Consider the following 22,615-nt stretch of genomic DNA (forward strand, 5'->3'; position numbering starts at 1 on the left):
CCTGGAGCGCTTCCGTCGACGCCGGCGCTCGACCGCGCATTCGGGCATCTCCGGTTGCCGATCGTCGCCGGTTGCCGATCGTGACCGGTGCGCCGGGGTGACCGGTGCGCCGGGGTGTCGGTGCGGCGGCTTGCGGGTGTGTCGGTGGCGGCGCGGTGTCCGGTTCGGCTCGGCCTGCCGATCGACGGAGTGTCGGCGGGTTTGAGTGCCGGGTGAGGTGCGGAACGTCGTCGTGCGGGCACCGGCGGTAGCGCTATCGGCGACCCGCCGGTATCGCCCGCGCGTGTGTCGCTAAGTTGTCGGCGCGGCGCGCAGTGCCCACCGTGGGCTCGGGAGCGTCGTGAGACGCGAGAAACTGGCAGTTGGAGGAACGTATGGCCCGCCTGTTCGGCACCGATGGTGTGCGTGGTCTCGCGAACGGTGAGCTGACACCGGAGTTGGCGATGTCGGTAGCGGCTGCAGCCGCGGGTGTGTTGGCTGCGCACGACCGGTCCCACCGCCCGGTGGCTGTTGTGGGGCGGGATCCGCGCGCGAGTGGCGAGATGCTGGAGGCGGCGGTGGCTGCCGGCCTCGCGTCGGCGGGTGCGGACGTGCTGCGGGTCGGTGTGCTGCCGACTCCGGCCGTGGCGTTCCTCGTGGGCGACCTGGGTGCGGATTTCGGCGTCATGATCTCGGCGTCGCACAACCCGATGCCGGACAACGGCGTGAAGCTGTTCGGCGAGGGTGGGCACAAGCTGCCGGACAGCATCGAGGACGAGATCGAGGCGGCCCTCGCGGGCGACGGTCCCGGCCGGGTGCGCCCGACGGGGTCGGAGATCGGCCGGGTGGTCGACGTCGACGACGCGGTGCAGCGGTACGTGTCGCACCTGGTGGCGGCGACGCCGCACGCGCTGTCGGGCCTGAAGGTGGTCGTGGACTGTGCGAACGGCGCGGCGTCGACGGCGGCACCGGAGGCGTACCGGAAGGCCGGCGCCGACGTGGTGGCGATCAACGCCGAGCCGGACGGGCTGAACATCAACGACGGATGCGGTTCGACGCATCCGGAGCGGCTGCAGGAGGCGGTCGTCGCCTGCGGTGCGGACCTGGGGATCGCGCACGACGGCGACGCCGACCGGTGCCTGGCCGTGGACGCCGCGGGCCGGCTGGTGGACGGCGACCAGATCCTGGCGGTGCTCGCGCTGGACATGGCAGAACGCGGCGAGTTGGCGCACACGACGCTCGTGGCGACGGTGATGAGCAACCTGGGCCTGCACCTGGCGATGAAGGAACACGACATCGCGCTGCGCACGGCGGCCGTCGGCGACCGGTACGTGCTCGAGGAGCTGCGGGCCGGCGGGTTCGCACTCGGTGGGGAGCAGTCGGGGCACGTGGTGCTGCCTGCGCACGCGACGACGGGTGACGGGCTGCTGACGGCGTTGCGGCTGATGAGCAGGGCCGCGGCTACGGGCAAGCCGATGGCGGAGCTGGCGGCGGTGATGGAACGGTTGCCGCAGGTGCTGGTGAACGTCCGGGTGGCCGACAAGGCCGCGGTGGCGGCGTCGCAGGCCGTGAAGGACGCCGTCGAGGCGGTGACCGACGAGCTGGGCGAGGAGGGGCGCGTGCTGCTGCGCCCGTCGGGAACCGAGCAGCTGGTGCGGGTGATGGTCGAGGCGAAGGCCGAGGCCACGGCGCAGGCCGCCGCCGACCGGCTGGCGGGAGTCGTCGCCGCCGTGGCGTGAAGGCGGCCGACACCGATCACTGGACGCCGGTCGACCGGGGGCGGTCGACCGGCGGTAGTCGGGTGCCGTAACCCTGGGCTGAACGTCGATTGGCGGTTGGCCGGGGCGTGCAACTCGCTGCACTGCTCCCGGAGCTCACCCGCTCCCCGGCTGTCGGGCCCTGCGGTGCAGGTCATGCACGGCTGGTGTGGTTGTTCTCGTGTCGTGGACCCGGCCGATTCGGTATGTTTCGCTGTGCATCTGTAACGGCACTGGACGTCATCGTGTTGCGTCTGAACCGTGAGGAGCAAGCTCGACCCGCACGACCACGCAACAGGGGGAGGAACCGATGGCCGGTGGACACAAGGTAGACCCGGGCAAACTGGGACAGGTGGGTAAGAACTACACCCAAGAAGGAAAAGGTCTCGGCGAAGCCGGAAAAAAGATCGAAGCCGGAGTCGGTGAATCACAGATTGGCAACCTCTGGTCGGAGACGGCCGAGAAGTATGCGGATGCCATTGAGCAGTATCAAACCGCGGTCAAAAAGTACGGCGAACAAGTAGGGGACTTGGGCGACAAACTCAGCAAGGCCGCGAAGTCGTACGAAGACGGTGAGGCTGTCAGCGCCGAGTCGATCGCGAAGAAGGGGGTCTGAAATGGACCGCGAGGCCTCTATTGCGCTGAGTGGACTGCGAGGTGACGAAGCTCGCGGCAAGGCAGTCCAGCAAATGGCCAACTCGGTTTTCACAGACGCAGAGCTGAAAGAGATGAAAACTCTGCTCGATGATCCAGACATTTCATCGCAGCAGCGTGGTCAAATGTTGATGGCTCTATCCAACGCGGGCATGGTCAGTCATCAGGAGATCGACAAGTATTCGAGCAAGTACGGATACGACGCGGAAGACATCAAAGAGGGCGGAGAGGCTCCGCTCGAGAACCTTATGAACGCCCGTAAGAGTCTTGACGACGTCAACAAGGGAAAAATCAAGGACGCTAAAAAGAACCTGGACGAAGGCGGCTTCAAGACTTCGGACGAGATCATTGGCGAGGTTGATCCGGCAATCAAGCTCTTTGACAACTTTCATCCGCTTTACAAACAAGTAAAGCAGCTGAATCTTGGGGATGGTCAGGGTAATGAGAAGCCGGAGTATGTCGAATCAGACCTGACTGAGGACAAGAATTCAGGCCCCGGCAGTGGTCAGTACACCCACACCGGTGGCTCGCCGCAGCAGATTCGCGCGGGTCTTGACGAGTTCCGCGGCATGAACTTCGGTGCGTTCGGTCAGGACGCGAACATGCTGGGAACCGCTTCAAGTGCGATTGACGAGGCGAAGGAGTCGCTCGACACGGCGTGGGGGCAGGGTACCCAGGACTGGACCGGCGATGCCAAGCAGGCGGCGCAACAGCAGAACAAGGCGATCGTCGACAACGCCGACAAGCTCTCGGAAGCCTTGGGTCGCGCGCCGGAGAACATCAAGACGGTAAGTGGTGACAACAAGAAAAACGTAGTCGAGTATGCCAAGGCCGTCCTGCAGGTCTACGGTGATGGAAAAATCACCGGTCTCACCCAGCAACAGGTTGCGGACCTGATCAAGGCGCACGAGGAGATTCCCAACGCCCTGCGCGAGCTCAATAATGCCATCCAGGAGATGGAAAACAAGAGCATGTGGGACCATATCGGCGACTTCTTGACGAGCCCGTTTTCGCTGCTTCAAGGGGCGCTTGGGCCGGTTGGGTCCATACTCGGTTACGTTGTCGCCGACCAGATCACCGAAGAGAATATCTACGCGGAACGTGACAAGATCAAGCAGGCCCAAGCTGATACGAAGCAGAAGCTTCTGGATTTCGCCAATGGTTACGACAAGAAGGTAAAGGGATTTCACGACCAGGGGCGTAATGCCGGCAAGGCGATCCAGAAGAACTACTCCACCCTGATTCAGCAGCTTGGTAAGGACCTGGAAGGCGCGTTTACCGGCCAGCGTGGCCCGGGTGGCGATGGCAAGGGGTCTGGCGCTCAGGCCATCACGGATCCAGGTGGTGCTGGTAATCAGCAGCCTGGAGGTGGCGGAGGTGGAACTTCCACTCCTCCCGGAGGGGGTGGAGGCAATGCCGGTGGCAGTTTCACGCCGCCTCAAATGGACGGTGGGGGTGGCCCTGTCGCCGGTGAGCAGGCGCAGGGGGAAGCAGGTCAGGGCGGGAACGGTCAGCCGAAACCGGGCGAAGCGGGTGACGGGAAGAACCTTGTCACGGGCGGCAAGCTCGAAACCGACCCGGAGACCGGCGAGCCTTACCCGATCGACCCGGCGACCGGTGAGGCAGTCAAGGACGCTGCCGAGCGCGACACGTTGACGGTCGAACAGGGCGACAAGAAGTTCGAGTTCGCCGAGCCCGACGCCAACGGCGAGATGGGGATCTCCGTCGACGACGGCAACGGGCAGCTCAAGGACTACAAGCTCGACTTTGGCAACGGTGAGGACGCGTCCGGAGGTGCCCAGCCGGGTGGGCCGGCCGACGGCGGCCCGGCACCGGCCGGCGGCCAGAATCAGGGGCTCGGCCAGGGATCCGGAGGACAAGGCCAGGGTCCGGGTGTCAGCCAGGGACAGAACCCTGGTGAACAGGGTCGGCAGGATTTCGGTCCGCAGGGCGCCGGTGACGGGGCCGGTGGCGCCCAGGGCGGCGGCCGGGACGAGAAGGTCTACACGCCGGACGAGGACGGCAAGATCCGCATCCAGGACGGCGACACCGAGATCGTGGCCGAGCAGCCCGACGGACCCGATGGGCCGACCAAGGTGACCGTCGACGACGGCAAGGGCGAGCCGACCACCTACACCCTCGGTGAGGACGAGACGGCCGGGTCCGAGGCAGGTGGTGACCGGTTGTGTCCGGCAGGGGACGCCCCGGGCGACACCGACATGTTGGCCCAGAACGCACGCATGGACCCGGCGGCCGGCGGCCAGGAACCCGGACTCGACGGTGGTTCCACCGGCGCGGCGCAGGCGGCAGGAGACCTCGCCGCCGAAGGTGGAGGCGGGGCTGTCGACGCAGGCAGCGAAGCGATGCAGGCCGGTGCGGCTTCCGACCCAACCGCAGGTGGGCCCGCGGCGATGCCCGACGGTATGGACTCGGCTGACGGTGGTGCGTCCGGATCTGCAGCCGGTGATGCGGCACAGGCAGGCCCAGCAGGAACGGCCGACCAGCCGGACGCGAACGGTGACGCCGGCGGCGCGAGCGGTCCCGACGACTCCACCGCACCCGCATCCAGCCTCGGATCATCCCTGGGTGACGACGCACTCGGCGGCGGTGCCGGCGAGGCGGACGGCAGCAGCCTCGGTGACGCAGACATGGGTGACAGTCCGAGCGGCGACTCCGCGGCCGCATCCGGTGACGGCGACAACGGCGACAACGGCGGCCCTGGTGGCTCCGGCGACCGCGGTGGCGGCTCCGGTGGTGCCGGTATGGGCGGCGGCATGATGGGCGGAGGCATGGGCGGCGCCGGAGGTGGCGGCGGTGGCGGCGACGAGGAACGGCAGAGCCAGTTCATCCTCAACGCCGTCAGCGATCTGTTCGGCGAGGCCGTGGCCGGGAATCACATCAGCGGCACGATCGGCGACGGCGTCGAGTCCGCCGTGTCGTTCAGCCGGTAACGGCACACTGATAGACCAGGAGGCAGTCGACGATGACCGAGAGCGCAAGTCCCGAGCTGCTAGAGGCGCTCGCCGAGAATCGCGCGGAATTCGAAGCGGCATCTGCCGAGATCAGTGAGCGTGCGGAGCGGCAGGAACGCGAGATCATTGAAGCGGCCGAGCAGCGGCGGCAGGAAAGCCTGGAGCGTTGCAAAGAGTTGGATGAACAGGCCGCCGCCAACAAGGAAGCCCGCGAGGATCCGAACTCGAAGAACGAGTGGTTGCAGCGGCGGGACGACGGGGGCGGTCGCACGATGGACTTCGGTCCTGCCGGCGACGAGCTGGAGGAGGCGCCGGTCGACCCGGCACCTGCGCAGCCCACCGCACCGACTCCGCAGCCGCCGGTCGCGGAACCTCCGCAGCAGTCCACCCAACCGGCCCGGCCTCCCGCTCGTCCCCGGACCGACGAGGACGACGACGAGGACTTCGCCAATCGCGACTGGTTCGTCTAGTGGCCCGCACAGGCGATGTGCCCGCCTGCCGCGCTTACCCGGCTGACACCACGCGCTGACACCACGCGCTGACGACAGCACGCACGGCGGCGGTCGTCCGGATCACCACGGTCCGGTCGGCCGCCGCCGTTTCTCCACCAGGACCACCACCCACCTGCCCTCGTCAACCCCGCAGCCGTCGACACCACCACCGACGCCGCAGCGCATCACCATTGCACCGGTCACCAACCCGGCCTGCGCACCCCACACCGCCCGCGTCGTCCACACCATTCGCCGGCGCTGTTCCTCTCCGGGTGGTAGCGGCTGTTTCGCGTTCCTCCGATCTTCCCAAGCCGGTACATTTCGTGTGCAGATGCGACGGCACCGATCCGGTACTTCTCGCGTCCTATGCGGCAGATGACCACAGATGATTTCCAGGGGGTGTCGACGGTGAGCGGGGTCAATGCGCCGGACGGCTACACGGCCGACCAGGGTTCGATGTCGAACCAGGCCACGCGCATCAGCGATGCCGCGGCGAGTGCGCAGGAGGAGGTTTCCGACGTCGGCACGTCGAACGTCGGCGAGGGCGGATTCGGCAAGGCGCACACGGATTTCAGCGGTGACTACACCACGGGCTTTCAGACGATCGGCGAGGCGGCGCAGGCCATGTGCGGCGCGCTGACGTCGTTCGCGAGCACAGTCGGTGCCGCCGGGCAGCAGTACGGCGCGGCCGAGGAATCGCAGGCGCAGGCGGCCAACCAGGCGGGGAGTGGACTGTGAGCGAGTACACCTGGGAGGAGACGAAGGAGATCCTCGACGATCCGTACGTCTCCGCCGACACCAAACAGGCGGTTCTCGGCCGCTACTCCATGAGCGGCGACGGTAACGATGCCGCCGAGGACTACTACGAGAAGTACAACGTCACTCCTCACCCGTACCCCGGGGGCTACGGCGGCGACCCCTACGGCGGCGGCTCGTGGGGCAACTACGACGGCTACGACAGCGACAAGGACCCCTACGAGCGGGCGCGCGAGGAATCGGAGGAGGGCAGCTACCGGGGCCGTCAGATCGAGTCGAAGCTCGAGGACAACAGCGGCGAACTCGACCAGGCCCAGCCACCCGGGTCGTCGTCCTCGTCGACGACGAGCATCACCACCTCCGACGAACTGCTCGAACTGGCCAAGGACGCGCTCGACACGTTCCACAAGTTCCTGCCGATCGACGCGGAGGCCCCGGCCGACTCGCAGCACATCGACGGTCCGCTCGACTACGCCTCGGACATCCGCGAGCGCTACTGGGAACAGGGTGGCATCGACTTCCAGAAGTTCCTCGACGACGCCGAGCAGCTGCGCAAAGCACACGGCACGTTGCAGGAACTGCAGAAGAGCACCCAGCAGGACCTCAACTCGCTGTACCGCGACTGGACCGGCGACGCGGCGAACGCGTCGTACCAGCGCTACAGCGAGGACATCGAGCCGAACTCGAATGAGCTGATCGAGCACCTGTCGGGGGCATCCGAGGTGATCGAGACCGCCGTCCGCACGGTGTTCGACACGGTCAAGTACAAGGCCGAACAGGTCATTCAGCTCTACACCCCGACGGTCGGCCAGGCCACGCCCGACGTCGCACGGAAAGTCATGAAGCTCGCCCGCGGCGACTTCGACAACCAGGACCAGGTACTCGAGGTAGCCGCGTGGGTCGACTCGGTGTGCGGCTCCAACCTCGAATCCACGATCCGCGCGGACGACTGCGGCCTCAACGACGAGAACAAGGAACTCGTCATCACCGAGACCAAGACGTGGATCCGCGAATCGTGGAACGTCGACCTGTACGAGAACTTGTACGCGTCGTTCAAGTCGCTGTGCGATTCGACGAAGGAAGCCGTCGACCAGGCCTACGGCACGCTGAACGAATACCTCGGTGAGTACGAGAACGGCTTTCCCGCACAGCCGGGCGGCCAGCAACCGGGCGGCCAGCAACCGGGTGTCGACGCGGGCGTCGGAACCCCCGGAGCGGGCGCCGGCACTCCGGGAGGCGGAGCGGGGACGCCGAACGTGCCGACCCCGGGCCCGGGCGTGTCCACCCCGGGCGGAGGTGGCGGCGCGCCGGGCGGTGGCGCGTCGGGCGGTGGCGGCGGGGCCCCCGCCACGCCGACCCCGGAGGTCCCGACCCCCGAATCGCCGGAGATGCCGGAGTTCGAGACGCCGGGCCCCGGCACCGGCGGCCCCGGCAACTCCGACGGCAGCGACACGGACGTGACGACGCCGCAGGCGGACCTCGACACCGACGGCGAGCCCGACAGCTTGCTCGGCACGCCGGGCGGCGACCGCGACAAGCTCACGGTCGAAGAGGGCGACAACAAGCTCGAGATCACCGAGCCCGACGAAGACGGCAGGATGGAGATCTCCGTCGACGGCGGCGAGGGCCCGCTGAAGGACTACCAGCTCGACTTCGGCGCTGACGACAACGCGGCCGGTACCGGTGAGCCTGGCGACTTCGGTCCGAAGGGCACCGGCGGCGCCGGTGACGGGGCAGCGGGCGACAAGGTGTACCGGCCCGACCCGGACGGCAAGATCCGCATCGAGGACGGCGACATGAAGATCGTCGCCGAGCGGCCCGACGTCCCCGGCGGCCCGACGCTGGTCACGGTCGACGACGGCGAGGGCGAGCCGACGACCTACACGCTCGACGGGCTCGACGACGGTTCCGGCGGCGGGATCGGCTCGCTGTCCGGCGACTTCACGCCGTCCTCGTCGATCTCGGGTGACCTCGGCGACACCGCCGCGGGAGCCGGAGCAGGCGCCGGCGGTGTGGGCGCCGGCGGCGTGGGCGGTTCGGATTCGATCGGCGCGGGTGCCGGTTCCATCGGCGCCGGTGCCGGCTCGGTCGGCGGCGGAGGTGGCGGCGGGTTCTCGGCAGAGGGCGAGCCGCAGCAGCCGCTGGACGAGGGTTCCCGCACGAGCGGCACGACCGCACCTCCCGCGAGCGGGGCGCCCGCGGCAGCCGCCGCCCCCTCGGGCGGTGACGCCGGTGGTGGAGCGGGCGGTGGCCGCGGCGGTATGGGCGGCGGCATGATGGGTGCGCCGATGGGCGGCGCCGGCGCCGGTGGTCAGGGCGGCGGCCAGGAGCGGACGTCGAGCTACCGCATCGACGGTGGCCTGTTCGACGGCTCGGAGTCCCCGCAGGCCATCACCGGCACGATCGGCGACGACCCGCCCGCCGTGCGCTACGACAAGTGAGTGCGCTGCGACAAGTGAGTGTGCTGCGACAGGCGGCGTGTGACACGGCGGCAGGTGAGGACATGACAGCGGGAGAGGCTCATGGCTGAGGGCAGGGCGGCGGCCGCGCTCGCCCGGTTCGACCAGATCAACCGGGAACTGGCCGACCGGCAGGCGCTGCGCGAGCGCAAGGCGGCCGAGGCGAAGCAGCGCGCGTCGGAGAACCTCGCGCGGCGCGGCGAGGTCGCCGAGCGGTCGGCGAAACACCTCATCGAGCTGGCGAAACGCCAGCGCGCGAACAGCGGTTTCGACACCGGGCGCTCGCGGGAGGACGAGGAACACGTGCTGCAGTTCGACGTCGAGGACGAGGAGGTCGCCACGGACCGGGCTGCCTACCCCGCGGAGCGGCCGAACTACACGGCGGAGCGGCCGAACTACACGGCGGAGCGGCCGAACTACACGGCGGAGCGGCCGACGTACGCTGCGGAGCGGTCCACCCAGCACCCGGCACCTCCGCAGGCGGAGCCGGCCGCACCGTCGGCACCGCAGGCACAACCGGTGCGCAGGGCCTCGCCTGCCTATGACGAGGATGACGAGGACTTCTCCAACGAGACCTACCTGAAATGAGCGTCCCCGACATGAATGTCGACGAGAGTGCCGGTGTGCCGGCCGTGGCGAATCCTGTGGTCCGCGAACGTGCAGGGGAGATCAAGGCGTTGGTGTGCCGGGTGCTGGAGACCGAGCCGGATGCGGTGGGTCTCGAGGACCGGTTCGTCGATGACCTGGGCGCGGACTCGATGAAGCTGATCGAGTTGTTGTCGCACCTGGAGATCGAGTTCGACGTGGAGATCGACGAGGACGAGCTGGACCGGCTGGTGCATCTGCAGGGCGTGTACGACGTGCTCGGCGACGTCGCCGGCGCGTAGGCGTGACCGGTTCGGGTTCGCGGGCCGAGCGGCGCCGCGTGGTCGTGACGGGCGTCGGTGTCGTGTCGTCCATCGGCACCGGCGCCGACGCCTACGCGCGTGCGCTGCGGGAGGGCCGCAGCGGGGCGCGGCCGATCGAGGCGTTCGACACCACGGGGTTCGCCCACGCCACCGGCTGTGAGGTCGTCGGGTTCGACCCGGAGCAGTGGCTGCGGCGGATACCCGTTGCGGAAGCGGGCAGGGCGGCACAGTTCGCGATCGCCTCGGCCAGGATGGCGGTCGACGACGCGGGGATCGGTGAGGACGACCTGCGCGACCGGCGCGGTCTCGTGTCCATCGGCACCACCGACGGTGGTTCCGACGACGGCGAACGGCTCGCCGCCGCGTTCGTCCACGACGGCCCCGCGGCCACCGACCCGGCCGCCGCGCGCCGCGTGCCCGCGAGCCGCCTCGCCACCGGCGTCGCCCGTGACCTGGGGCTCGCCGACGTCGAGACGTCGACCGTCGCCACCGCGTGCGCCGCGGGTAACTACGCCATCGGCGGCGGGGTCGACGCGATCCGCACCGGCGAGGTCGACTACGCCCTCTGCGGCGGCGCCGACGCGCTGTGCCGTATGACGTTCACCGGCTTCTACCGCCTCGGCGCGGTGGACCCCGAGCGCTGCCGGCCGTTCGACGTCGACCGCCGCGGCATCCACACCGGCGAAGGCGGCGCCGTGCTGCTGCTCGAACCCCGTGAGGACGCGCTCGCCCGCGGCGCCCGGATCTACGCGGAGGTCCTCGGTTACGGCCTCAACTGCGACGCCCACCACCAGGTCGCCCCGCACGGCGAGAGCGTCGCCCGCTGCATGGCGCTGGCACTCGAGGACGCCGGCGTCGCGCCGGGCGACGTCGACCTGATCTCCGCCCACGGCACCGGCACCAAGGCCAACGACGCCACCGAGTGCGGTGCGATCCACGGCGTCTTCGGCGCCGACGGTGACGTTCCGCCCACCGTGTCGGTCAAGTCGATGCTCGGTCACACGATGGGTGCGGCGAGTGCGCTCGCCGCGGTGGCGTGCGCACTCGGCATCGACCGCGGTTTCATCCCGCCGACGATCAACCACACCGAGACCGACCCGGAGTGCGCCGTCGACTGCGTCCCCAACACATCCGTGGAGGCCGAGCTGCGCATAGTGCAGAACAACGCACTCGCGTTCGGCGGCAACAACGCCGTGCTCGTGCTGGGCAGGCCCGCATGACCGGCGCGGTGATCACGGCGTGGTCGGCGATCTCGGCGTGCGGCATCGGCGCCGCCGCCCATCGCGCGGCGTACGGCGACCCTGCCCGCAGACCCCCGCCTACTCCGGTGGGCGATCCGGTGCCCGGCGAAGCCCACGTGGCCGCGGACTTCGACGTCACCGAGGCCCTCGGACCGAAGGGCACCTCGTCGATGGACCGGTGCAGCGGCATCGCCGTCGCCGTCGCGGCGGAGCCGCTCACTGCCGGGCAGCGCGCCCACGCAGTTCCGGAAGGCAGCGTCACCGGAGTGGTGCTGGGGACGACGTCGGGGAGCGCGCAGACACAGCTCGACTTCACGCGCGAATCGCTGACACGTTCCAAACCGTACCGCGTCAACCCGGCGCTCATGCCGTTCGCGCTGATGAACAGTGCCGCGGGCCAGACGGCTATCTGGCACGGCCTCACCGGGCCGAACACGACGATCGCGGGCGGCCGCATGTCCGGGTTGTCGACCCTTCGCTACGGCGCGCGGCTGCTCGCCACCGGCCGCGCGGACGCCGTGCTGTGCGGCGCCGTCGAGGAGTACGGACCCGCCCGCCAGTGGCTCGCCGACCAGCGGACGCCCGCTGCCGCAGGCCGCCGCCCACTGGGAGAGGGCGGTGCCGTCCTGCTCCTCGAACCCGCGGCCGACGACCCCTTGGCGGCCTCCGGTGACGGCGCACACCACCAGGACGCACACCACCGCGACGCGCACCACCAGGACGCGAACCACCACGACGCGAACGGGGCCGGCGGCCGCACCCCGCTGGCCGAACTGCTGGGCGTCGACACGCGGGTGGACGTCGACGACGATCCCGCGGCGGCGCTCGACGCTTGCATCCGCCGCACGCTCGATCGCGCGGGTCTGACCGGGGGCGACGTGGGCGCGGTCGCCGTGTCCGGACCACCGGGCCCGCTCGCGGGAGCCGAACGCGACGCCGTCGCACGCACCGCCGCTCGGGCCGACGTGCGCGATCCGGGCGAGATCCTCGGTGACACGGGCGCCGCGGCCGGCCCGTTCCAGGTCACGCTCCTGCTTGATCGCCCCGGCGTGGCACTCGTGACCGCCGTCGACGAGGACGGCACGGTCGGCTGCGGACTTCTGCGCGTGTACTGACCGGGGTCAGCGCGCCTTCGCCGTCACGGCCTTGTCGGAACCGGCGTCCTGCTCCTCGAGGTCGACGATCTTGGCGGCCTTCACGCTCTCGTCGAGCAGCGGCCGGTACGTGTCGGTGCCGGTCAGGTGGGTCAGGAAGAACGCCGTCAGCAGTGCTCGCACCGTGCGTTGCGCCGCCCGGTTGGGCTTGCCGTGCACGAGCAGCCTGCTCCAGTGCATGCCCTCGGTGATGGCCAGGTGTGACGTCTTCGGCATGGTCCGCAGCTGCACCGGACCGGCCCAGGCGCGGGCGATGGCCTCGGCATTGCCCAGGGAGGGTGCGACGAGGTCGTCCTCGGCCGCCAGGTGCAGTCCGGGGCATCGCACCTGCTGGGCCGCGGTCGACGCCGACGGGATCGTCTGGGCGGGTGCGAACGTGCCGACCGCGCGGACCTCCGGTTCCTTCGCGGCCGTCAACACCGCGGAGCCGCCGCCCGTCGAGTGTCCGCCGACGCCCACCTTCTCCGGGTCGACGCTGATCGCACCCGGTCCGAGCCGCACGTTGGTGATCATTTCCAACGTCGACAGCAGGTCGTCGCCCAGCAGCCGGTGCGACGGCAGCGGCCCACCCTGGGTCGACGGTGCGGCCGCGACGATGCCCCAGCTCGCCAGGTGCCGCAGCAGCTCGCGGTACTGGCCGGTCGGCTGCAGCCACCCGTGACCGAACGCGACGGCCGGCAGTCCGCGGCCCTCCTTCGGCGTGTAGACGACGCCCGGCAACCCGACCAGAGCCAGGTCACCGCGCAGCACGTGGTGCGGTCCCGGGAAGGTGAGGTCCTCGAGCAACTGCTTCGCCTTGGCCATGCCGCGCAGATTACTCGACAACCTGCGGTGACGAGACGGCCGACACAGGTCCGCGATCCGCATTGTCACGGCCGGGGCATCGCGGTGTTCATGCCCCGAAGGGCGCCTTTTGGGCACTCAACGCCCCGAAGGTGCCCTTCGGGGCACACCCGCCGTGCCGCCACCACGCCCGTCGGATGCGGCCGGGAGGGCGTCGCTGTGTCGTGTCGATACGCTGGAGGGCGTGTGTGGAATCGTCGGATACGTCGGGCACCGGGACGCACTGGATGTGGTGCTCGGTGGGCTGCGACGCATGGAGTACCGCGGCTACGACTCGGCGGGCGTCGCCGTCCTGGACGGGACGGGTGGCCTGACGGTCGAGCGGAAGGCGGGCAGGCTCGCGAACCTGGAGGCCGCGCTGGACGAGGCGGGCCGGCCGAGGTTCGAGGGCACGTCCGGGATGGGCCACACGCGCTGGGCCACGCACGGCCCACCGGTGGACCGCAACTCGCACCCGCACCGGGACGCGGCCGAACGCGTCGCGGTGGTGCACAACGGCATCATCGAGAACTTCGCCCAGCTCCGCGCCGAGCTCGAGGCCGACGGGGTCGAGCTGGAGAGCGACACCGACACCGAAACGGCCGCGCACCTCATCGCGCGTGCCTACGAGAAGGACCCGGACACCGCCGGTGACCTGCCGGCCAGCGTCCGCGCGGTGTGCCGCAGGCTCGAAGGCGCCTTCACGCTGGTGGTGACGCACGCCGACCACCCGGACCAGATCGTCGCGGCGCGCCGGTCGTCGCCGTTGGTGGTGGGCGTCGGCGAGGGCGAGACGTTCGTGGCCTCCGACGTCGCCGCGTTCATCGAGCACACCCGCGAGGCCGTCGAGCTCGGCCAGGACCAGCTCGTGACGATCAACCGCGAGGGCTACCAGGTCAGCGACTTCGACGGCGAGCTCGCCGAGGGCAAGCCGTTCACGGTCGACTGGGACCTGTCGGCCGCCGAGAAGGGCGGCCACGAGTACTTCATGCTCAAGGAGATCGAGGAGCAGCCCGAGGCGCTCGCCAATTCGCTGCGCGGTCACTTCTCCGGCGGCCGGGTCGTCCTCGACGAGCAGCGCATGTCCGACCAGGATCTGCGCGACATCGACAAGGTGTTCGTCATCGCCTGCGGGTCGGCGTACCACTCGGGGCTGGTCGCCAAGTACGCGATCGAGCACTGGTGCCGGCTGCCCGTCGAGGTGGAGCTGGCCAGCGAGTTCCGCTATCGCGACCCGGTGCTGGACCGCGACACGCTCGTCGTGGCGGTCTCCCAGTCCGGCGAGACGATGGACACCCTCGAGGCCGTCCGCCACGCGCGGGAGCAGAAGGCGCGGGTGCTGGCGGTCTGCAACACCAACGGGGCGCAGATCCCGCGTGAGTCGGACGCCGTGCTGTACACGCACGCGGGGCCGGAGATCGGCGTCGCGTCGACGAAGGCGTTCCTCGCGCAGATCGCGGCCAACTACCTCGTCGGCCTCGCGCTCGCGCAGGCCCGCGGCACCAAGTTCCCCGACGAGGTGGGCCGCGAGTTCGCCGAACTGGAAGCCATGCCGAAGGCGGTCGAGCAGGTGCTCACGACCGTCGGCCAGGTGCGCGACCTGGGTGCGCGGCTAGCCGAGTCGAAAGCCGTGCTGTTCCTGGGCAGGCATGTCGGCTACCCGGTGGCGCTCGAAGGCGCGCTCAAGCTCAAGGAACTCGCGTACATGCACGCGGAGGGCTTCGCCGCGGGCGAGCTCAAACACGGTCCGATCGCGCTGGTCGAGAAGGACCTGCCGGTCGTCGTGGTGATGCCGTCGCCGCGGGGCCGCGCGGTGCTGCACGCGAAGCTGGTGTCGAACATCAGCGAGATCCAGGCCCGCGGCGCCCGCACCATCGTCATCGCCGAGGAGGGCGACGAGACGGTGCGCCCGTTCGCCGACGAACTCATCGAGGTGCCCGCCGTGTCGACGCTGCTGCAGCCGCTGGTGTCGACCGTGCCGCTGCAGGTGCTGGCGGCCGAGATCGCGCGGACCCGGGGTTTCGACGTGGACAAGCCGCGCAACCTCGCCAAGTCCGTGACGGTGGAGTAGCCGCCGTGCGCGGCGTGTGGACCACCGCCGGGGTGCGGGAGGCCGAGGACGAGGTGCTCGCCCGCACGCCCGACGGCGCGCTCATGCGCCGTGCCGCGCACGCCGTCGCGCTGCGGGCCGCCGCGATGCTCACCGAGCACACGGGCGGCATTGCGGGCCGCCGCGTGCTGCTGGTCGTGGGGGCTGGCAACAACGGCGGCGACGCGTTGTGGGCGGGTGCGTTCCTGCGCAAGCGGGGCGTGGGCGTCGGTGCGGTGCTGCTGGCCCCGGAGAAGGCGCACGCGGCTGGACTGGCCGCGTTGCGCCGTTCCGGTGGCCGCGTGGTGTCCGAATCGGACGTTCCACAGTGGATCGAACGGGCCGACCTGGTGGTCGACGGCGTCGTCGGCATCTCCGCGCGCGGCCCGTTGCGGCCCGCGGCCGCCGACGTGTTCGACCGGGTCACCGCACCTGTGCTCGCCGTCGACCTGCCCAGCGGCGTCGACCCCGACACCGGGGCCGTCGACGGGCCCGCCGTGCAGGCCACCGCCACGGTCACGTTCGGCGCGCGCAAACCCGTGCACGTGCTCAACCCCCGGCGGTGCGGCGACGTCACGCTCGTCGACCTCGGCCTGCCCCTGGGCGCCGAGCACGGCCGCGCTCCCGACCTGTGGCAGCTCGACCTCGCCGACGTCGCCGCGGCCTGGCCGGCGCCGGCACCGGCCGACGACAAGTACACCCAGGGCGTGGCGGGTATCGCCGCGGGTTCGGCGACCTATCCCGGCGCGGCGGTTCTCGCCGCGGGCGCCGCCGTGCGGGCGACGTCGGGCATGGTGCGCTATGCCGGGCCTGCCGCCGACGAGGTGCGCTCATGGTGGCCGGAGGTCGTCGCGACCGGGTCGGTGGGCGACGCGGGACGGGTGCAGGCGTGGTCGGCGGGGCCGGGCCTCGGCACTGGACGCGACGGCTCCGACGTCCTCGCCCACGTCCTCGGACAGGGCGTGCCCGTGTGCGCCGACGCCGACGCGATCACGCTCATCGCCACGCGCCCCGAGGTCCTCGACGCCCGCGACCCCGGCACGCCGCTGGTGCTCACCCCGCACGACGGCGAGTTCGCCCGCCTGACCGGCGACCGCCCCGGCGCCGACCGCGTGGCCGCCGCCCGTGACGCGGCCCGCCGGTTCGACGCCGTCGTGCTCCTGAAAGGCCACTGCACTCTCGTCGCCGCGCCCGAAGGGCGGGTGCTCGTCAACCGGCCACGCGGTGCCTGGCTCGCGACCGCGGGGTCCGGCGACGTGCTCTCCGGCATCCTCGGCGGACTGCTCGCGGCGGGGCTCGACCCGTGGCTGGCCGCGGGCGCGGCCGCCGACGTCCACGCCCGCGCGGGGGAGATCGCGGCGGCAGGCGCCCCGACCTCGGCATCGCAGGTGCTCATGGCCGTGCCGGAGGCGATCCGGCAGGTACGCGCACTGTGCGACGATGGCTCGCGCAACGCGTGAACCGCGGCGACGCCCCCCGGTCCGCAGCCACGCGCCCGCACCCTCGAACGAGCAGTCCCGAACTCGTGACCCGGCATTCGACAGCAGTGACCCGACAAGCAGTGACCCGACAAGCAGTGACCGACAAGCAGTGACCCGGGGGCAGCGACCCTGACCGGCAACAGCACACTCCGGACGACAGCCCGCCGCCCCTCGGCGGCCCTCGACAGCAGCACAGGAAACTCATGACCGCACACACCCGGCCGGCGCGGGCGCTGGCGACCGTGGACCTCGACGCGATCCGCCGCAACGTCGCGCTGCTCTCGTCGCGCGCCGCAGGGTCGGGCGCCGAGACGATGGCGATCGTCAAGGCCGACGGCTACGGCCACGGCGCCGAACAGGTCGCTCGTGCGGCTCTGCGCGGCGGCGCGACCTGGCTGGGTGCGTGCTCGATGGCCGAGGCGGTCGCCCTGCGCGAGGCCGGGATCGACGCGCCGCTGTTCAGTTGGCTCGAGGCCGTCGACACCGACTTCACCCCCGCGCTGGAGGCGGACATCGACGTGTCGGTGTCGTCGGTGGCCGAACTCGCGCGGGTGGCCGACGCCGCCGCGAGTACGGGCAGGCGGGCGCGGGTGCACCTGAAGATCGACACAGGGCTCTCGCGCAACGGCTGCCCCGCCGAACTGTGGCCCGCGCTGGTGAAGTCCGCAGCGGGGGAGCCGGGCATCGACGTGGTCGCCGTGTGGTCGCATCTGGCCGCGGCCGACGAACCCGGCCACCCGTCGATCGACCGGCAGGCCCAGCGGTTCGCCGACGCCTACGCCCTCGCGCGCGAGGCGGGCCTGAACCCGTTGCGGCACCTGGCGAACTCCGCGGCCACGCTCACCCGTCCGGACCTGCACTTCGACCTCGTCCGCCCCGGCATCGCGATCTACGGCCTCAACCCCGTGCCGCAGCAGGAACAGCTCACCCCGGCGATGACGTTCTCCTCGCACGTCGTGCTGACCAAGCGCATCGCGGCCGGGGAATCGGTGTCGTACGGCCTCACCTGGACCGCCGACCGGGACACGACCGTCGCGCTCGTGCCCGTCGGCTACGCCGACGGCGTGCCGCGCACGCTGTCGGGCCGGATGGACGTGTGGCTCGGCGGGCGCAGGCGGCCCGTCGTCGGCCGGGTGTGCATGGACCAGGTCGTGGTCGACTGCGGCGACGACGAACCGCAGGTCGGCACTGACGTCGTGCTGTTCGGCACCGGTTCGGAGGGCGGCCCGACCGCGCGCGAATGGGCGGACAAGATCGGGACCATCGACTACGAGATCGTCACCGGCATGTACCGGCCGCGCGTGCAGCGCGCGTACACGGGAGCGGATTCGTGACCGCGGACGCCGGCCAGCACGACCCCGGGGGCGTGCTGGGTTCGCCGGGTGACGGCAGGGTCTCGAGAGTCGCCGCCGAGGACGGCACGCCGTTGATCGTCGAGGAGGTCACGCCTTCCGGTGGCGACGCGGAGCTGGCCGTGGTGGGCGTCCACGGGTTCGCGCTCTCGCGGCGCAGCTGGCATTTCCAGCGGGCCGCGCTCACCGCACTCGACCGGCCGCACGTGCGCCAGGTGTACTACGACCACCGCGGGCACGGCGAATCCGGTCCCGCCGACCCCGACTCCAGCACGATCGAACAGCTCGCCGCCGATCTGCACGTCGTGATCCGCACCGTCGCGCCCCGCGAGCCGATCGTCCTGATGGGACATTCGATGGGCGGCATGGTGATCATGGAGCTCGCCCAACAGGCTCCGGAACTGTTCGCCTCGCAGGTCCGCGGCGTCGCACTGCTGGCCACCGCCGCCGGTGAGGTCGGCAGTCACGGATTGCCGAGATCGTTGCTGTCGCGGAAGAATCCGCTCACGCGCAGTGTCGGCGAGCTCGCCGGATGGCAGCCGGGGATCGTCGAGTTCGTGCGCGCCGCTGGCGGTCAGCTGACCCGCACCGCGGTGCGGCACCTCGCGTTCGGCAAGCACGACGTGCCCTCCGCTGTCGTGTCGTTCATGCAGGAGATGCTGGCGGTGTCGTCGGTGAAACAGCTGGCCGGCTTCGCCGACACGTTCGGCACCCACAACCGGTACGCCGCGCTGGCCGGGCTGAAACACGTGCACACGCTCGTCGTCGGCGGGGACGCCGACCGCATCACGCCGTACTCGCACACCGAGCGCATCGTCGCCGAGCTGCCGGACGCCTCGCTGCTGCGACTGCCCGGCGCCGGCCACATGCTGCAGCTGGAACAGCCGGACGAGGTGAACAGCCACGTGATCGACCTGGTGCAGCAGTGCGCCGGTGTTACGGGGCAGGGACAGGCGAAACGGAAGTCGAGGTGGTGGCGCCGGTGACCATCGAACTGAGGACCGCCGACGATGCGATCCGATTCGGACGGTCGTTGGGACGGCAGCTGCGCGCGGGGGATCTCGTGCTGCTGGCGGGCCCGCTCGGTGCGGGGAAGACGACGATGACACGCGGAATCGCCGACGGCATGGGCGTTTCCGGTCGGGTCAGTTCCCCGACGTTCGTGCTGGCGCGCGTGCACCCCGCTCCCGGCGACGGGATCGCGCTCGTACACGTCGACGCCTACCGCCTCGGCGGCGATCTGTCCGAACTGGACGACCTCGATCTCGACGCGGAACTCGAATCCTCCGCCGTCGTCGTGGAATGGGGCGAAGGGTTGGCCGAACCGCTGTCGGAGGACCGCCTCGTCGTCCGGATCGAACGCCACCCCGACGACACCCGCACCGTCACCCTCGAACCCCACGGAACCTGGAAGACCCGCTCCGACACCCTCCTCTGACCCCGCGTGTCCTGCACTCAGACCCGCGTGTTCTGCACTCGGCACCGCGTGTCCTGCATTCGGACCCGTGTGTTCTGCTCCCGCCCGTCGTCCGACCACCACCCTTCAACCACGCGCTGGGCGCGGCTGTGTCCTCGCGCGTGTTCTGCACTCGGACCTCGAGATGCAGGCGAACAACCGCCGTGTTGTCGACTCCGGGTGCTCAGTCGACGATGCCGCGGGCGATGCCGAGGTCGACGAGGTCCTGCGGGCGCAGGCGCAGCTGGTCGGCGGTCTCGGGGACGTCGTCGGCGTCGCGTTTGAGGATCCGTGCGGCGGCCTCGGGGGATGTGACCGAGAAGTAGGCGTCGGGGGTGATCCACATGCGGTCGGCGGCCGCGAACGCGAGCGCTCCGCCGGAACCGCCCTCGCCGATCACGAGAGTCGTCACCGGCACCGTCGCCGACGCCACCGCCGTGAACAGCTCGGCGATCGCGGGGCCCGCACCGGCGCGTTCGGCCTCGGAGTCGTTGGCCGCGCCCGGCGTGTCGACGAGCGTCAGCACGGGGATGCCCAGCCGGTCGGCGAGCCGCACCAGTCGTGCCGCGGTGCGGAATCCGGCGGGAGTGGTCGCCGTGCCGCACTGGGCGGCGTACGCCACCGTGGCGCCGTCGCGGTGGCCGAAACCGCACAGCACCCCGTCGTCGACGCCGCCGCTTCGGTCGCCGCGGATGTCCTCGCGCCAGTCGAAGTAGTCCTCCACATAGGACCGAGCAGCCGGGCGGTCGGCCGATCGTGCGCGGAGCACCGCGTCCCAGCCGGTGGTGGGCGGCTCCACCGATGCCACCTGCGCTGCCAGCGCGCGAGGCGGGGGCGGCGGTTCCGCGGACGGTGCGGTGAGCAGCCGCAGCCACCTCCCGAGCCGCTCGCGCAGCAGCTGCGGTTCGACGATCTGGTCGACGTGTCCCGCGGCGAACTGTCCCTCCGCGGTGTAGGCGCCGGCATCACCGGGCGGCCGCACGCGGGACCCCGCGAAGCCGACCTGTGCGCCGCCGACAGCCAGCGCGACGTCGGCACCGGCACCCAGCGTCGCCCATCCGCCGCCGGTCGTTGGGTTACGCAGGACGGCGACCTGCGGCAGGCCCTCGCCGCGCGTCAACGCCGCCTGTCTCGCGATGCGCTGCAGCTGGGTCAGAGCGCGCATGCCCTCCTGCATCCGGCTGCCGCCGGTGGCGATCAGTGACACCACCGGCAGCCCCGTCCTGCGGGCACAGGCGAACGCCGCCTCGATGCGGTCGCCCGTCCGCCGGCCGATCGAACCGCCGAGGAAGCCGAAGTCGAACGCGATCAGCACGGCCTCGGTCCCGTCGATCACGCCGGTGCCCGCCACGACCGACTCGCGCTCGCCGGTCCGCTGCCGGGCGCGGTCGCATGCCGCGTGGTAGCCCGGCCAGCCGATGGGCCCGTCCACCTCCGCGGGAGGTGTGCCGTCGGTGCCGGGCAGTTCGGTGAACGCCGAGGCGACGAGCCCGATCACCTCGCGGCCGGAATCGGGCAGGTCAGCCATGGAGGGACCGCTTCATCAACTTGCCCATGTCGTTGCGCGGCAACTGGTCGAGGAACCGCACCACCCGCGGCCGCTTGTGCGGCGTCAGCAGCCGTGCCACGTGGTCGGCGAGCTCCGCCTCGGTCGGCGCGGTGCCCGCCGGTACGACCCATGCCACGATCCGCTCGCCGAGGTCGTCGTCCGCCTCGCCGGTCACGGCCGCCTCGGCGACACCGGGATGTTCGATGAGCGCGTTCTCGATCTCGCCCGCGCCGATCTTGTAACCACCGGACTTGATGATGTCGGTTCCCTTGCGTCCCACGATCTTCACGTAGCCGTCGGCGTCGCGGACGGCCATGTCGCCGGTGCGGAACCACGAGTCGTGGAAGGCCTCGGCCGTGGCGTCGGGACGGTTGAGGTACTCGGTGAACAGGTTCGGCCCGCGCACCTCGATCTCGCCGACGGTCTCGCCGTCCCAGGTCCCGATCGGCGTGCCGGACTCGTCGACGAGCCGGAGCTCCACGCCGCGCAGCGGCACACCGACCGTGCCCGGTTTGCGCTCGCCGTCGGCGCGCACGCTGGTGTTCATCAGCGTTTCGGACATGCCGTAGCGCTCGACGACCCGCTGGCCCGTTACGGCGTGGATGCGCTGCTGGTCGTGCACCGGCAGCGCGGCGGACCCGGACACGAGCAGCCGGGCACCGCGCAGCGCCCCGGCCAGCGCCGGATCGGCGTCGAGTTCGTCGGCGATCCGGTGGTACATCGTGGGGACGCCGAACATCATCGTGGCACCGCCTGCCAGCGCGTCGGTGAGGGCTGCCGTGGAGAACGTGCCGAGGTGCCACACCGTGCCGCCGCGGCGCAACGGACCGAGCACGCCGAGGATCAGCCCGTGCACGTGGAACAGCGGCAGCCCGTGCACCACGGTGTCGTCCGACGTCCACAGCCACGCGTCCTCAAGTGCGTCCAGAGTGGAGGCGATGGCGCGGCGGGGCAGCACGACGCCTTTCGGGGCGCCGGTCGTGCCGGAGGTGTAGACGATCAGCGCGGGCGCCTCGGCGTCCGGTTCGGCCGGCAGCTCGGCCGCGGCGGCACGGACGTCGACGTCCATGCGTGGCACGTCGGCCAGGCCGTGTGGGAGCTCGTCCCCGGTGGCGGCGAGCACCAGGCCGGGTTCGCTGTCGGACACGATGTGCGCCAGTTCGCGCTCGCCGATCTTCGGGTTCAACGGCACGGCGGGCACGCCCGCCAGCAGCGCACCCACCACGGCGACCGCGGTCTCCAGGCTCGGCGTCGCCCACACCGCCACCCGGCCCACGCCGGTCAGCCTGCCCGCGAGCGCGCCCGCGGCCCCGGCCAGCTGGTCGTAGCTGAGGGTCCGCTCGCCGAACCGCACCGCGGTCTTCGCTGGCGGGGCTGGCAGGGACGGGAACAACGGCGGCACGCTCACACGATCTCCTCGGTCGGGTCTTGTCTCGAATCCTGTCCCCGGAGTCGTCGAGGCTCGACGACTCCGGGCAGCGGGCGGTCGGTGCCG

Annotated in this window: 18 protein-coding genes; 15 read left to right on the forward strand and 3 right to left on the reverse strand. The window is 70.8% G+C overall.

Going from position 1 to position 22,615, the window contains the following annotated elements; genetic code table 11:
* Window positions 1-374: 374 nt before the first annotated feature.
* The 10 genes from glmM to LY40_RS21955 all read left to right on the forward strand — a co-directional run bounded on the left by glmM (window position 375) and on the right by LY40_RS21955 (window position 12,332).
* Entirely contained in the window at window positions 375-1,718 is a 1,344-nt protein-coding gene (gene glmM, locus LY40_RS21910; RefSeq protein ID WP_258937994.1) for a phosphoglucosamine mutase, read from the forward strand.
* A 328-nt stretch (window positions 1,719-2,046) separates the two neighbouring features.
* Window positions 2,047-2,352, forward strand: a complete 306-nt coding sequence (locus LY40_RS21915) for a WXG100 family type VII secretion target (RefSeq protein WP_183779590.1) — start codon at window positions 2,047-2,049, stop codon at window positions 2,350-2,352.
* 1 nt (window position 2,353) lies between these two features.
* The gene (locus tag LY40_RS21920) at window positions 2,354-5,341 is read left to right on the forward strand and encodes a hypothetical protein (RefSeq protein ID WP_258938065.1); all 2,988 of its coding nucleotides are present in this window, start codon (window positions 2,354-2,356) and stop codon (window positions 5,339-5,341) included.
* Window positions 5,342-5,373: 32 nt separating this feature from the next.
* Window positions 5,374-5,832 (forward strand): hypothetical protein, encoded by a 459-nt coding sequence (locus LY40_RS21925; RefSeq protein WP_258937995.1) that lies wholly within the window; start codon window positions 5,374-5,376, stop codon window positions 5,830-5,832.
* A gap of 396 nt (window positions 5,833-6,228) precedes the next feature.
* Complete coding sequence (locus LY40_RS21930; RefSeq protein WP_183779582.1) at window positions 6,229-6,591, forward strand: hypothetical protein; 363 nt, start codon at window positions 6,229-6,231, stop codon at window positions 6,589-6,591.
* Window positions 6,588-9,050, forward strand: a complete 2,463-nt coding sequence (locus LY40_RS21935; protein ID WP_258937996.1) for a WXG100 family type VII secretion target — start codon at window positions 6,588-6,590, stop codon at window positions 9,048-9,050. Before LY40_RS21930 ends, LY40_RS21935 begins: the two co-directional genes overlap by 4 nt.
* An 81-nt stretch (window positions 9,051-9,131) precedes the next feature.
* Window positions 9,132-9,656, forward strand: coding sequence for a hypothetical protein (locus LY40_RS21940; RefSeq protein WP_258937997.1), 525 nt, complete (start codon window positions 9,132-9,134; stop codon window positions 9,654-9,656).
* An 11-nt stretch (window positions 9,657-9,667) separates the two neighbouring features.
* Window positions 9,668-9,955, forward strand: a complete 288-nt coding sequence (locus LY40_RS21945) for an acyl carrier protein (protein WP_183779575.1) — start codon at window positions 9,668-9,670, stop codon at window positions 9,953-9,955.
* Window positions 9,956-9,957: 2 nt separating this feature from the next.
* Window positions 9,958-11,196, forward strand: a complete 1,239-nt coding sequence (locus LY40_RS21950) for a beta-ketoacyl-[acyl-carrier-protein] synthase family protein (RefSeq protein ID WP_258937998.1) — start codon at window positions 9,958-9,960, stop codon at window positions 11,194-11,196.
* Window positions 11,193-12,332 (forward strand): beta-ketoacyl synthase N-terminal-like domain-containing protein, encoded by a 1,140-nt coding sequence (locus tag LY40_RS21955; protein WP_258937999.1) that lies wholly within the window; start codon window positions 11,193-11,195, stop codon window positions 12,330-12,332. Before LY40_RS21950 ends, LY40_RS21955 begins: the two co-directional genes overlap by 4 nt.
* A 6-nt stretch (window positions 12,333-12,338) precedes the next feature.
* Here LY40_RS21955 and LY40_RS21960 read toward each other — a convergent pair whose 3' ends face one another.
* Window positions 12,339-13,175: a dienelactone hydrolase family protein gene (locus tag LY40_RS21960; protein ID WP_183779568.1), complete on the reverse strand. Its 837-nt coding sequence runs from the start codon at window positions 13,173-13,175 to the stop codon at window positions 12,339-12,341.
* Window positions 13,176-13,398: 223 nt separating this feature from the next.
* Here LY40_RS21960 and glmS point away from each other — a divergent pair, with 223 nt between their 5' ends.
* From glmS to tsaE, 5 genes are all read left to right on the forward strand, one after another.
* A complete protein-coding gene (glmS, locus tag LY40_RS21965; RefSeq protein ID WP_258938000.1) occupies window positions 13,399-15,264 on the forward strand; it encodes a glutamine--fructose-6-phosphate transaminase (isomerizing) in 1,866 nt (621 codons plus the stop codon).
* Between the two features lie 5 nt (window positions 15,265-15,269).
* The gene (locus tag LY40_RS21970) at window positions 15,270-16,742 is read left to right on the forward strand and encodes an NAD(P)H-hydrate dehydratase (protein WP_258938001.1); all 1,473 of its coding nucleotides are present in this window, start codon (window positions 15,270-15,272) and stop codon (window positions 16,740-16,742) included.
* Between the two features lie 224 nt (window positions 16,743-16,966).
* Complete coding sequence (alr, locus tag LY40_RS21975; RefSeq protein WP_183779562.1) at window positions 16,967-18,097, forward strand: alanine racemase; 1,131 nt, start codon at window positions 16,967-16,969, stop codon at window positions 18,095-18,097.
* Entirely contained in the window at window positions 18,094-19,101 is a 1,008-nt protein-coding gene (locus LY40_RS21980) for an alpha/beta fold hydrolase (protein WP_258938002.1), read from the forward strand. Before alr ends, LY40_RS21980 begins: the two co-directional genes overlap by 4 nt.
* Window positions 19,098-19,553 (forward strand): tRNA (adenosine(37)-N6)-threonylcarbamoyltransferase complex ATPase subunit type 1 TsaE, encoded by a 456-nt coding sequence (gene tsaE / locus LY40_RS21985; protein ID WP_372497713.1) that lies wholly within the window; start codon window positions 19,098-19,100, stop codon window positions 19,551-19,553. Before LY40_RS21980 ends, tsaE begins: the two co-directional genes overlap by 4 nt.
* Before the next feature lie 202 nt (window positions 19,554-19,755).
* Here tsaE and LY40_RS21990 read toward each other — a convergent pair whose 3' ends face one another.
* Together LY40_RS21990 and LY40_RS21995 are read right to left on the reverse strand one after the other, a co-directional pair.
* Complete coding sequence (locus tag LY40_RS21990; protein WP_258938003.1) at window positions 19,756-21,099, reverse strand: carboxyl transferase domain-containing protein; 1,344 nt, start codon at window positions 21,097-21,099, stop codon at window positions 19,756-19,758.
* Window positions 21,092-22,522 carry an acyl-CoA synthetase gene (locus LY40_RS21995; RefSeq protein ID WP_183784998.1) on the reverse strand — a complete coding sequence of 477 codons (1,431 nt, stop codon included), beginning with the start codon at window positions 22,520-22,522 and terminating at the stop codon, window positions 21,092-21,094. Before LY40_RS21995 ends, LY40_RS21990 begins: the two co-directional genes overlap by 8 nt.
* Window positions 22,523-22,615 lie beyond the last annotated feature (93 nt).

It is taken from the genome of Prauserella salsuginis, assembly GCF_024648885.1.
In the GTDB taxonomy this organism is placed as follows: Bacteria; Actinomycetota; Actinomycetes; order Mycobacteriales; family Pseudonocardiaceae; genus Prauserella; species Prauserella salsuginis.